Source organism: Pseudomonas sp. 9Ag (assembly GCF_902506445.1).
Taxonomy (GTDB): domain Bacteria; phylum Pseudomonadota; class Gammaproteobacteria; order Pseudomonadales; family Pseudomonadaceae; genus Stutzerimonas; species Stutzerimonas stutzeri_AB.
Genome location: NZ_LR733836.1, coordinates 383,123 through 395,132 on the forward strand (window position 1 = coordinate 383,123; position 12,010 = coordinate 395,132).

A 12,010-nucleotide genomic window follows, 5' to 3' on the forward strand; every position below is an offset into this window, starting at 1 on the left:
ATGTCCCAGCCGATTCCCCTCAAGGACCACGAAAAAGACGCCCGTTTGGTGCGTAGTCGCGTTTTTGTGGGCGGGGCAATCGTATTGCTGCTGATCGGCGTGTTGATTGCGCGCCTGTATTACCTGCAAGTGGTGCAGTACCAGCACCATTCGACGCTTTCGGAAAACAACCGGGTCCATGTGCAGCCCATTCCGCCCAATCGGGGCCTGATCTTTGATCGTAACGGCAAGATCATCGCCGATAACCGGCCAAGCTTCAGCTTGACGGTGACGCGCGAGCGCGCTGGAGACTGGCGCGAGACCCTGGACGCGGTGGTCGAGGTGCTGGCGCTCTCGAGTGAAGAGCGCGAATTGTTCGAAAAGCGGGTGCTGCAGGGGCGCAGGCCGTTCGAGCCGGTGCCGATCATGTACGAACTGTCCGAAGAGCAGATTGCGCGGATTGCCGTCGATCAGTTCCGTCTGCCGGGGGTTGAGGTCGCAGCCCAGCTGGTGCGGCATTATCCAGAGGGCGAGCACTTCGCTCATTCGGTCGGATATGTCGGTCGAATCAACGAGGCCGAGCTCAAACAGCTCGATCCGGTCAATTACAGCGGCACCCACCACATTGGCAAGACTGGCATCGAGCGCTTCTACGAGGACTCGCTGCACGGGCAGGTGGGTTACGAGGAGGTTGAAACCAACGCGCGTGGGCGGGTGCTACGGGTGCTCAAGCGCACCGATCCGATCCCTGGCAAGGACCTGATGCTGACCCTCGATCTTGAACTGCAGCAAGCCGCCGAGGCTGCGCTGGCAGGCCGCCGAGGTGCGGTGGTCGCGCTGCAGCCGAAGACGGGCGAGGTGCTGGCGATGGTCAGTCAGCCTAGCTTCGACCCCAATCTGTTCGTCACTGGAATCAGTTTCAAGGCGTATGGCGCGCTTCGCGATTCCATAAATCGCCCGTTGTTCAACCGTGTCCTGCGCGGGCTCTACCCACCGGGGTCGACGATCAAACCGATGATGGCGGTGGCTGGCCTGGATGCCGGTGTGGTGACCGAGAACAGTCGCGTGTTCGACCCAGGCTTCTTTCAGCTGCCCAATGTCAAGCACAAATACCGGAACTGGAATCGCGGCGGCGACGGTTGGGTAGATCTGGAAACCGCGATCATGCGGTCCAATGACACCTATTTTTACGACCTCGCCCACAAGATGGGCATCGACCGCATGTATGACTACATGAGCCGCTTCGGTCTCGGCCAGCGCGTGGCGCTGGACATGTTCGAGGAAACTGCCGGCCTGATGCCGTCGCGAGACTGGAAGCGTGGCCGTTACCGGCAGGCTTGGTATCCGGGCGAGACAGTCATCCTCGGCATCGGTCAGGGTTACATGCAAACCACGCCCTTGCAGCTCGCCCAGGCGACAGCGCTAATGGCGACTCACGGTAAGTGGATCAGGCCGCACCTAGCGAAAAGCATCGAAGGAGAAATACCTGTCGATCCTGAACCGATGCCCGACATTCAGCTTCGCGACCCCGATTACTGGGACGCTTCCATCAACGGAATGGTGAAGGTATTGCACGGCGCCCGCGGCACGGCAAAGAAGGTTGGCGACACCGCCGCCTACCTCATCGCCGGCAAGAGCGGTACGGCGCAGGTCGTGGCCATCAAACAAGGCGAAAAGTACGACAGCGGCAAACTCGCCGAACGCCATCGCGACCACGCCTTGTTCGTCGCCTTCGCGCCTGTGCATGACCCGCAGATTGCTGTGGCTGTCATGGTCGAGAACGGCGAGTCCGGCTCCGGCGTAGCCGCGCCAGTGGCCAAGCAGGTGATGGATGCATGGCTGCTCAACGAGGCGGGCGAATTGAAGGCCGAGTACGCCCCGCCCCTGACGGCAGAGAGGCCCAAACCGTGAGCGGAACGTTTGACCGCACGCTTTCAACGACCGATGTGATGCGTCGCCGGGCGTCACTCTTACAGCGTATGCACATCGATGGGGTGCTGCTCCTGCTGCTGCTGATGCTCGCGGCCGGAAGCCTGTTCGTTCTTTATTCCGCTGGCGGCAAGAACGTTGATCTGCTGATCAAACAGGCGACTTCCTATGGCTTCGGACTGGGCGCCATGCTGGTCATAGCGCAGTTAGAACCAAGGTTCATGGCGCGCTGGGTGCCGGCGGGTTATCTGGCGGTTGTGGCATTGCTGGTTGCTGTGGAGTTCGTCGGCTACACCGCAATGGGGGCGACCCGCTGGATCAATATACCCGGGGTGATTCGCTTCCAGCCGTCCGAGTTCATGAAGATCATCATGCCGATGACCATCGCCTGGTATCTGTCCGCGCGCGCCTTGCCGCCTGGTATCAAGCACACCATGGTCAGTCTGGGCCTGATCCTCACGCCCTTCGTGTTGATCCTCAAGCAGCCGGACCTTGGCACTTCGTTGCTGGTACTGGTCTCCGGTGCTTTCGTGTTGTTCATCGCCGGGTTGCGCTGGCGCTGGATCATGAGTGCGATTGCGGCGCTGGTGCCGATTGCCGTGGCCATGTGGTATTTCGTGCTGCACAACTACCAGAAACAGCGCGTGCACACATTCCTCGATCCGGAAAGCGACCCGCTGGGAACCGGCTGGAACATCATCCAGTCGAAGGCCGCGATTGGTTCGGGCGGCGTGTTTGGCAAGGGTTGGTTGCTGGGTACTCAGTCGCATCTGGATTTTTTGCCCGAAAGCCATACGGACTTTATCATTGCGGTTCTGGCTGAAGAGTTCGGCCTGGTGGGCGTTTGCCTGCTGCTGCTGCTGTACCTGCTGCTGATTGCGCGTGGTTTGGTCATCACCGTTCAGGCGCAAACGCTGTTTGGCAAGTTGCTGGCCGGTGCGCTGACGATGACCTTCTTCGTCTACGTATTCATCAACATCGGCATGGTCAGTGGTCTGTTGCCGGTGGTAGGGGTGCCGTTGCCCTTCATCAGTTTTGGTGGCACTTCATTGGTAACCCTGCTATCAGGGTTCGGGGTTTTGATGTCGATCCACACCCATCGCAAGTGGATCGCACAGGTTTGAATAGAGTGAATTTCTTGGATCGATTACGGCGTGGCTGGTTGACACGAGCACTCTGCGGAGCGGGTCTTTTCGCGGCGCTAGGAAACTCCCCGGCAGTTTTTGCAGCAGATTATCAGGGCGAAAAGGTCGCCGATTTTGTGCGCGAAATGACTCAGGACTACGGGTTTGCCAGTGAGCAGGTGGCCGAAATATTGGCGCAGGCAGAGCGCAAGCAGGTGATCCTCGATGCTATCTCCCGACCGGCCGAGCGCGTCAAAGCGTGGAAAGAATATCGGCCGATCTTCATGACCGATTCACGAATTGCCCAAGGCGTGGATTTCTGGCGCGAGAATGAGGCAGCGCTGGCGCGCGCCGAGCAGCAATTCGGTGTGCCGGCACAGGTGATCGTCGCCATCATCGGCGTTGAAACCTTCTACGGTCGCAACACGGGCAACTACCGGGTCATCGATGCCCTGTCGACCCTGGGCTTCGACTACCCGCCGCGCCAGCCATTCTTCCGCCAACAGCTCAAAGAGTTCCTCTTGCTGGCCCGTGAAGAGCAAGTCGACCCTCTCACTCTGACCGGTTCCTATGCCGGTGCCATGGGGCTGCCGCAATTCATGCCGAGCAGCTTTCGCGCCTATGCGGTGGACTTCGATGCAGACGGTCGCATCGATATCTGGAAGAACCCGGTCGATGCCATTGGCAGCGCCGCGAACTATTTCAAGCAGCACGGTTGGACCGCCGGCGCGCCAGTCGTGGCGCGGGCTACGGTCAACGGTGAGCGACATGGCGAAGGTCTGACCGAAGGACTTGAGCCTGTGAAGAATGCCGCGGAATTGCGCGAGCTGGGTTGGCAGTGGCCAGCCGAAACGAAGATGCCCGACGACACTGCGGTAACGGCCTTTCGCCTGGAGGGTGCCGACGGCGACGAGTACTGGGTCGGCTTGCCCAACTTCTATGTCATCACCCGTTATAACCGCAGCGTCATGTACGCCATGGCAGTCCATCAGCTCTCCGAGCAGCTGGTCCAGGCGCGGGGTGCGCAATGACCGCTCGTTTACTGGCGGTAGCGGCCTCTGCTGTGCTGGTAGTCGGATGTTCGTCGGCGCCGACACCGTCGCCGGCTCCCGCGAAAAGCGCAGGCATCAGCGGGCCGGGTGACTACTCACGGCCGCACAAGGATGGCGCGCCCTGGTGGGATGTCGACGTTTCCAGCATTCCAGACGCAACGCCAACACCGCACAACGGCCCGTTCAAGGCCAATCCCTACACTGTGCTGGGCAAGACTTATTACCCGATTGGGGACGGACGCAATTATCGGGCGACCGGAACGGCATCCTGGTACGGCACCAAGTTTCATGGTCAGCCAACGGCCAACGGCGAAAAGTACGATCTGTATGGTATGAGTGCCGCGCATAAGACGCTGCCGCTACCCAGTTATGTTCGGGTCACCAACCTCGACAATGGCAAGGCCGTGGTGCTTCGAGTCAACGATCGCGGTCCGTTCTACTCGGATCGAATCATTGATCTGTCTTTTGCTGCGGCGAAGAAACTGGGCTATGCCGAAACCGGGACCGCGCGGGTCAAGGTCGAAGGCATCGATCCGGAGCAGTGGTGGGCCGAGCGTGGCAGGCCAGCGCCTATGGTACTGGCCCAGCCTCAACGGGTTGCAAAGCCTTCAGTTGCTGCGCTGGCGCAACCTGTCGAGCAATACACGCCGCCACCGGCGCAGCATGCTGGCGCAACTGTGCCGGTTGAGGTTGCCAATGAAACCTCGCGAGACGTATCTGGGGCGGGGGTCTACCTGCAGGTCGGCGCGTTTGCAAACCCGGATGCGGCTCAGTTGCTGCGTGACAAGCTCAGCAGCATGACCGGTGCGCCGGTGTTCGTAAGTTCGGTTGTCCATCAGCAGCAGATCTTGCACCGGGTACGCCTGGGGCCCATTGATTCCCCCGATGAAGCTGCGCAGCTCGAACAGAGCGTTCGCCTTGCCAATCTGGGAAACCCGCGGCGAGTAAGCGGCGATTAAAGCTGTACCTCGTTGATAGATACACCACGCTGACCTGTACCGTTTTTGCCACACCACCTTTCTGAGAGCGCAATGACTATCACCACCTTCGTGCACCGGCTGTTCCTCCTAACCGTGCTGGCCGTAGCGCCCACCGCCTGGGCCGAGCCGATCATTCCGTCACCGCCACAGCTGGCGGCCAAATCCTACGTCCTGATGGACGCCGCCAGCGGCAAGGTTCTGGTCGAGAATGCCGGTGATGAGCGCCTGCCGCCCGCCAGCCTGACCAAGCTGATGACGGCTTACATCGCCACCCTGGAAATCAAGAAGGGTCAGATCTCCGAAAGCGACATGGTGACCGTCAGCGAAAAAGCCTGGCGCACTGGCGGCTCGCGGATGTTCATTCAGGTCAATACGCAGGTTTCGGTGGACGATCTGCTGCACGGCATCATTATCCAGTCCGGTAATGACGCCAGCGTGGCAATGGCTGAGCATATCGCCGGTAGCGAAGAGGCCTTCGCCGACCTCATGAACAGCACAGCGCAGCGGTTGGGCATGAGCAATACGCACTTCATGAATGCCACCGGGCTGCCTCATCCAGAGCATTATTCGTCCGCTGCCGACATGGCCAAGCTGGCTCGCGCGATCATCCATGAGGATCCCGCGCACTACGGCATCTATGCGCAAAAGGAGTTCTTCTGGAACAACATCAAGCAGCCGAACCGCAACCTTCTACTGTGGCGTGACAAAACCGTCGACGGCCTTAAGACTGGCCACACTGAAGAGGCTGGCTACTGCTTGGTAGCTTCTGCAGTGCGTGATGACATGCGTCTGATCACCGCTGTCTTCGGCACCAATAGCGAGCAGGCGCGTGCCGCCGAGACGCAGAAGCTGCTTACCTATGGCTTCCGCTTCTTCGAGACCCGGACCTTCTATCAGAAAGGCGTTGAGCTAGCGACGTCCCGTGTCTGGAAGGGCCAGCAGAACCAGGTGAGCGCCGGGCTTGCCAGTGATCTGACCATGACCCTGCCGCGCGGGCAGATGGACAAGCTGCAGGCCGGCCTGACCTTTAATCCCGAACTCACGGCGCCAATCCAGCAGGGTGATGTGGTTGGCAAGGTTGAGGTCAGTCTCGATGGACAGGTGGTGCAAAGCACCGATCTGATTGCACTGCAGACCGTGGAAGAAGGTGGGCTGTTCAGTCGTCTGTGGGATAGCATTCAGCTGTTCTTCTTCAATCTCTTCAACTGACCTCTTGAGCGCGCCCAGGCTACCCGTCGGGCGCGCCCTTTGCGGATCATGAGTCCGTTGCCATGACTGTAAGTAAAAGTGAAACACAGCCGCCAAAAATCGAATTTCCCTGCGAGCGTTATCCGATCAAAGTAATTGGAGATGCGGGGGAGGGCTTCAGCGACACGGTGGTCGAGGTGATCCGTCGGCATGCGCCGGATTTTGACGAAACCACTCTGGTGACTCGAGACAGTCGCAACGGACGGTTTCTGTCCGTGCAGGTCTTGATCACCGCCACCAGCGTCGATCAGCTGCAGGCGATCCATGTCGATCTGCGCGCTACCGGGCGCGTGCACATGGTGCTGTGATGAGCGGCGAGCCCGCCAATCCGGTCTTGGGTGCTAGCTCTGTGGTAGAGGATGCCTCAACGATGAGTGGCCCCTCGTTGGTGGTGCGCGAGCTCGGCCTGGTGGACTATCCGATCGCCTGGCAAGCCATGCAGCGCTTTACCAACGAACGGCTGCCGGACACCCTTGACGAGATCTGGTTGCTACAGCATCCGCGGGTGTTTACTCAGGGGCAGGCTGGCAAGCCGGAGCACTTGCTGTTACCAGGCGATATTCCTGTAGTTCAGGCCGATCGGGGCGGTCAGGTGACCTACCATGGTCCTGGGCAGCTGGTGTGCTATTTGATGTTGGATGTCAGGCGGCTGGGCTTTGGTGTGCGCGAGCTGGTCAGCCGGATCGAGCTTAGCTTGATTGATCTGCTTGCCAGCTACGGTGTAGACGCCTTGGCCAAGCCCGATGCGCCTGGCGTGTACGTTAATGGCGCCAAGATCGCCTCTCTCGGCCTGCGCATCCGTAACGGCCGCTCGTTCCATGGTCTGGCGCTCAATGTGGACATGGACCTCGAGCCCTTCGGGCGCATCAACCCATGCGGTTATGCCGGCATGCGCATGACACAGTTGGCGGATCTGGTCGCTGGGCCAATAGCCTTTGCCGAGGTCAGTGCCCGTATGCGCGAACAGCTGGTCAAGCACCTCGGCTACGCGCAGCAGCAAACCCTGACAGGCGTAGCAATAAGCTAGGTAGGGCGACTGCCAGCTTTTCCAGTGCCCAAGGTTTGGCGGATAGGACGCCGCCTGCCCAGGCGCGTTGCCAGGAGCAGGCGGTGTCCGGTTCGATCAGTTCAGATTGAGGGTTGGTATCAGGCTGCTGTCGAATGGCTGACCGGGTACCGGCACCGGGGCGGCCAGGCCCAGGTTGTTCTTCTCGAAGACCCGGTCGGCTCTGTAGCTGGAGCGCACCAGTGGGCCGGCGGCTACTTCCATAAAGCCCTTCGCCAGACCGATATCGCGGAAGCGGTTGAATTCTTCCGGACTGACCCAGCGTTTGACCGGCAGGTGGTTACGAGTTGGCTGCAGGTACTGGCCAAGGGTAAGGATGTCCACACCAATGGCGCGCAGATCATCCATTGTCTGCAACACTTCCTCGTCGGTTTCGCCCAAGCCCAGCATCAGGCTGGTCTTGGTCAGCATCTCGGGGCGATGGCGCTTGGCGTGCTCCAGCACGCGCAGGGTCTTCTCGTAGCCTGCACGGGGGTCGCGTACTTCATGGGTCAGGCGTTCGACTGTCTCGACATTCTGCGCGAACACTTCAAGGCCTGAGTCCGCCACGCGTTCAATAGCTTGCAGGTCGCCGTCAAAGTCGGGCGTCAGGGCCTCCACGACCACCTGTGGCGTGCGCTCCTTGATCGCGCGGACACAGGCGGCGTAGTGTGCGGCGCCGCCGTCATCCAGATCGTCGCGGTCCACTGAGGTCAGCACGATATAGCGCAGTGCCATCAGCTCCACCGACTTGGCAGTGTTCTGTGGCTCTTCCTGATCCAGCCAGCCGTTGGGATTGCCGGTGTCTACCGCGCAGAAGCGGCACGCGCGGGTGCACACCGAGCCCATCAGCATGATGGTGGCAGTACCGTTGGACCAGCATTCGCCCATATTCGGGCAGTGGGATTCCTGGCATACGGTGCTCAGACGGTGTTCGCCGACATTGCGCTTGACCGCTTCGAAGCGGCTACCGCTTGGTGCCTTGACCCGCAGCCATTTGGGTTTGGGTTCGAAGACCTGAGGCTCGCTTGAGGCGCGACGCTTTTGGCCGTCCTTGATTGCGGTGATGCCCTGGGTGGTGCGGAATTTTTCGCCGCTGGCAATGGCCTTGGGTTGGGACGTGTCGGACATCGGCTTTCTGGGCTCCGCTAGAGGCTCCGTGGACGAGGCGGCTTGTGGCCGCCGCGCAGTTTATCACAGGCACTGACCGTTCAGTCGCGTCAGGCGAGCCGTGCGGTTGCTACATGAGCTGCCAGTGAAGAGGGCGGTTTGAGGCAAATGATGGCCGATTAAACGGGCCATGTGCGCTAAGGTTCCGCGCGGAGCCGTCCCAGCAATTCCTGCGTCGGATGGCCATCGGCGGGCCAGCCCAACAGTTGCTGAAAGCCACGGATAGCACTGCGGGTATTGGCGCCAATGATGCCGTCCGGTGTGCCTGGGTCAAAACCATGCATCGTCAGGCGCTCCTGCAATTCGACGCGCTCGGAGCGGCTCAGTGGCTGCTCACCTTTTGGCCAGCTTGCACGCACCCGGCCGGCACCGTTGAAGCGCTCGGACAGCAGCCCGATCGCCAGCGCATAGGATGACGAGTTGTTGTAGCGCAGAATGGCCCGGAAATTATCCAGCACCAGGAACGCCGGTCCGCGATAGCCAGCGGGGAGCAACAGCGTAGCTGTTGCCTCATCCATATCAGTGCCGCTCGGTAGTCCGGTCAATCCGAGCTGGCGCCAGGCGGCTACCGTTTTGCGGATAGCGTTGTCAGCCTGCGCATACTCGAACCCGTCCGGTAGCTTGACCTCGAAGCCCCACCGTTGCCCGGCGTTCCAGCCAGACGCCTGCAGGTAGTGCGCGGCCGAAGCCAGCGCATCGGCAGAGCTGCTCCAGATGTTACGGCTGCCGTCGCCATCGAAATCCACGGCATGAGTGTTGTAGGTGGTTGGAATGAACTGGGTCTGTCCCATTGCGCCGGCCCAGGAACCCCGTAGCTGATCGGCACTCACGTCGCCATGCTCGAGGATTTCCAGCGCAGCCAGCAACTGGCTTTTGGCAAAGCCCGGACGTCGCCCCTCGTGTGCCAAAGTTGCGAGCGAGCGAATAACGCTCTTGTCGCCCATGATCTGTCCGTAGCTGCTTTCCAGGCCCCAGATGGCCACCAGCGTGTTCCGGTCCACACCATAGCGCGCCTCAATGTCGTCCAGCGTCGCTTGATGTTGGGTTAGCAGGCGCTGGCCGCGCTCGACCCGCTGTTTTGATAGCGCGCCGTCCAGATATTGCCAGACCGGACGACTGAATTCTGGCTGGCTGCGATCCGCAATGATGATGCTCGGGTCAGGCGTGACACCTGCAAAGGCGCGGTCGAAAACCTGCGCCGAGACACCCGCCTGAAGGGCCTCGCTGCGAAAAGCGTCGCGCCATTCAGCGAAGCTCAGTTGAGCAGGCTCGGCTTCGGGTGGCACCACGTTGGATTCGGCAGTGCTCTGAGCCGGCTGGCTAGTCGCGGCCACCTCGGTTGGTGCGGCCGGCTCTGCGGCACAGGCAACCATTATGCTCAGGGCTGATCCGGCAATCAGAGTTCGCAGCAGCAGGACGGGGACGAAGGTGTAAAGCATGCACCACTCTCGGCAGGTCATCGGCAGATGACATTATCACGCTTTGAAGGGCTTGGCTTTTCAAGCCGCCAGAAGGACCGAAGCCTCCCAGTTGGTGGACTGGGAGGCTTCGCGGCGGTAGCTGCCTTTGCCTTTTTTCGGCTGTTCCTGGCGACAGCGGAACAGAGGTTGCGCTGCCAGGCTTTTGGCCTTGTTCGGCCGCTTTCGTTGCTTGCTCATCACGTACCCTCTTGCTTGCTCATGATCAGGCGAGGGCATCATAGGGGTTGTACAAAAAATGTCCAGCACCTGCCGAGGGCTGGCAAGCCTGGAGCGCTGATTCAACTCGCGAGAATCAGGCGGCCGATGCCAGCACTGCTTCGCCTCGCGCTACAACCGGATCTGACGTCCACACAGCTGTAGGCACAGATCAGTCAATCCGATCCAGGGATCGCCTTCGGCCTGGCCCTTGATCTGTTCGTCAATCTGTTGCGCGCCTATCAGCAGGCGTTGCCAGCCCGCTGCATCGTGACGTTGAAGCGCTTTGCTGACCAGAGGTTTGCGCTTATCCCATACCGGTGGTCGAGCCTGGCTGAACGCACGGTCTAGCGGTACGCCCTGAGCGTACTGATGGGCAATATTGGCGAGCTGGCGGACTTCGCGCGCGACGGCCCAGAGAATCACCGGCGCCTCGACCCCTTCGGCGCGCAAGCCAGCCAGCATCTGCAGAATGTGCTCCGGCTGACCAAGCAGCGCGGCATCAATCAGCCCAAAGACGTCGTAGCGGGCGCTGTCAGCCACGGCAGCCTGCACGGTTTCGGTGGTTACCTGGCCGCCCTCGGCTAGCAGTTTTAACCTTTCGATTTCCTGCGCAGCGGCCAACAGATTGCCCTCGACGCGGGCTGCGATCAGTTCTACGGCTTCCTGGTCTGCGGCGAGACCGGCCTGTGCCAGGCGCTGTCGAATCCACTGCGGCAGCTGTTGCGCATCGACCGGCCAGATCTGCAGGAACAGCACCTGTTTGCCATCGATCAGCGCCTTGGCCCATTTGGTCTTTTGGGTGTTGCCGTCGAGCTTGGGCAGGCTGATCAGCAGCACGGTGTCTTCGGCAGGTCGTGCAAGGTAGTCGATCAGCGCCGCGGCGCCCTTGTCGCCGGGTTTGCCGTTGGGGATGCGCAGCTCCAGCAAGCGCCTTTCCGCAAATAGGGAGAGGCTGGCCCCGGCTTCGATGAGCTGGCCCCAGTCGAAACCGGTTTCGACGTTGAGTACCTGGCGCTCGCTGAAGTCTTGTTGGCGGCAGGCCGCACGGATGGCGTCGCTGGCTTCCTGGCAGAGCAGGTGCTCGTCGCCACTGACCACATAGACCGGCGCTAGGGGGCCTTGCAGGTGCTTGGCAAGCTGGGCGGGAGGTAACTTCATCGGAAGGATCGAGAGCCTGCGTCAGCAGGCTCCCCGGTCTTCATTGCAGCGGCAGTTCGACGGGCGACTGCAACGGTTGTGCAGACTGCTCGCGCATCTGTGCCTCTATCGCCTCGGCTTCGGCGCGCTTCTTCGCTTCCGCGGTCTGCTGCAGCTGGTCGAGCTGTGCCGGCGTGATGTTGCGTAGGCGCATGCCCAGCTGCTGCAGGAGTTCGCGGCGCATTTCCCGACGCAGCTGGCTGGCTTCCTGATCCGAACTGATCAGGTTGCTGCTGTCATGGACATACACCTTGGATACTTCGACCTGGTCTTCCAGCAGCACTGTGTTCTGCGGGCCGCGGATCTCGTAGTCGAGACTCTGGGTCAGTTCGTACTCGGCAGTGCGTGCTGCGGTCGTATAGCTGGCGGTGCGTTGACGGGTCTGCTCACGCACCAGATCAAGGGTGTAGCGAGCACCCGGATAAACCCTGACGCCGCTGTCCTTGAGTAACTCTTCAAGCTGCTGCACGGTTTCGCCGTAGCTGTTGCGGGCTTGCAGATTGACTTCATCGAGCGCGAAGTTGGTATCGCCCGTTCCCCGCAGCTGGAAGCCGCAGGCGCTCAACAGCAGGGCCAGGCCAACCACCACCAGATTGCGTTTGATCAT

General features: G+C 60.8%; 12 protein-coding genes. 7 read left to right on the forward strand and 5 right to left on the reverse strand.

What is annotated here, in order from left to right:
- The 7 genes from mrdA to lipB all read left to right on the forward strand — a co-directional run bounded on the left by mrdA (position 1) and on the right by lipB (position 7,339).
- Positions 1-1,890 carry a penicillin-binding protein 2 gene (gene mrdA / locus ALTERO38_RS01645; RefSeq protein ID WP_159967042.1) on the forward strand — a complete coding sequence of 630 codons (1,890 nt, stop codon included), beginning with the start codon at positions 1-3 and terminating at the stop codon, positions 1,888-1,890.
- 38 nt (positions 1,891-1,928) lie between these two features.
- Positions 1,929-3,032, forward strand: a complete 1,104-nt coding sequence (gene rodA, locus ALTERO38_RS01650; protein ID WP_178114618.1) for a rod shape-determining protein RodA — start codon at positions 1,929-1,931, stop codon at positions 3,030-3,032.
- 146 nt (positions 3,033-3,178) lie between these two features.
- Positions 3,179-4,063 (forward strand): lytic murein transglycosylase B, encoded by an 885-nt coding sequence (gene mltB / locus ALTERO38_RS01655; RefSeq protein ID WP_372239346.1) that lies wholly within the window; start codon positions 3,179-3,181, stop codon positions 4,061-4,063.
- A complete protein-coding gene (locus tag ALTERO38_RS01660; protein ID WP_159967045.1) occupies positions 4,060-5,043 on the forward strand; it encodes a septal ring lytic transglycosylase RlpA family protein in 984 nt (327 codons plus the stop codon). The genes mltB and ALTERO38_RS01660 overlap by 4 nt, the downstream gene beginning before the upstream one ends.
- A gap of 72 nt (positions 5,044-5,115) precedes the next feature.
- On the forward strand, positions 5,116-6,273 hold the full coding sequence (locus ALTERO38_RS01665; protein WP_159967046.1) for a D-alanyl-D-alanine carboxypeptidase family protein: 1,158 nt from the start codon (positions 5,116-5,118) through the stop codon (positions 6,271-6,273).
- Positions 6,274-6,335: 62 nt separating this feature from the next.
- Positions 6,336-6,620, forward strand: a complete 285-nt coding sequence (locus tag ALTERO38_RS01670) for a DUF493 domain-containing protein (RefSeq protein ID WP_159967047.1) — start codon at positions 6,336-6,338, stop codon at positions 6,618-6,620.
- Between the two features lie 62 nt (positions 6,621-6,682).
- Positions 6,683-7,339, forward strand: a complete 657-nt coding sequence (gene lipB, locus ALTERO38_RS01675; RefSeq protein ID WP_102837561.1) for a lipoyl(octanoyl) transferase LipB — start codon at positions 6,683-6,685, stop codon at positions 7,337-7,339.
- 96 nt (positions 7,340-7,435) lie between these two features.
- On the opposite strand, the gene lipA is transcribed toward lipB, so the two are convergent.
- The 5 genes from lipA to lptE all read right to left on the reverse strand — a co-directional run bounded on the left by lipA (position 7,436) and on the right by lptE (position 12,010).
- A complete protein-coding gene (gene lipA, locus ALTERO38_RS01680) occupies positions 7,436-8,488 on the reverse strand; it encodes a lipoyl synthase (protein WP_102837470.1) in 1,053 nt (350 codons plus the stop codon).
- Positions 8,489-8,664: 176 nt separating this feature from the next.
- Entirely contained in the window at positions 8,665-9,966 is a 1,302-nt protein-coding gene (locus ALTERO38_RS01685; RefSeq protein WP_159967048.1) for a lytic murein transglycosylase, read from the reverse strand.
- 60 nt (positions 9,967-10,026) lie between these two features.
- Positions 10,027-10,185: an alternative ribosome rescue factor ArfA gene (gene arfA / locus ALTERO38_RS01690; protein ID WP_102837468.1), complete on the reverse strand. Its 159-nt coding sequence runs from the start codon at positions 10,183-10,185 to the stop codon at positions 10,027-10,029.
- Between the two features lie 150 nt (positions 10,186-10,335).
- Positions 10,336-11,364: a DNA polymerase III subunit delta gene (gene holA, locus ALTERO38_RS01695; RefSeq protein ID WP_159967049.1), complete on the reverse strand. Its 1,029-nt coding sequence runs from the start codon at positions 11,362-11,364 to the stop codon at positions 10,336-10,338.
- A gap of 40 nt (positions 11,365-11,404) precedes the next feature.
- The gene (lptE, locus tag ALTERO38_RS01700; protein WP_159967050.1) at positions 11,405-12,010 is read right to left on the reverse strand and encodes an LPS assembly lipoprotein LptE; all 606 of its coding nucleotides are present in this window, start codon (positions 12,008-12,010) and stop codon (positions 11,405-11,407) included.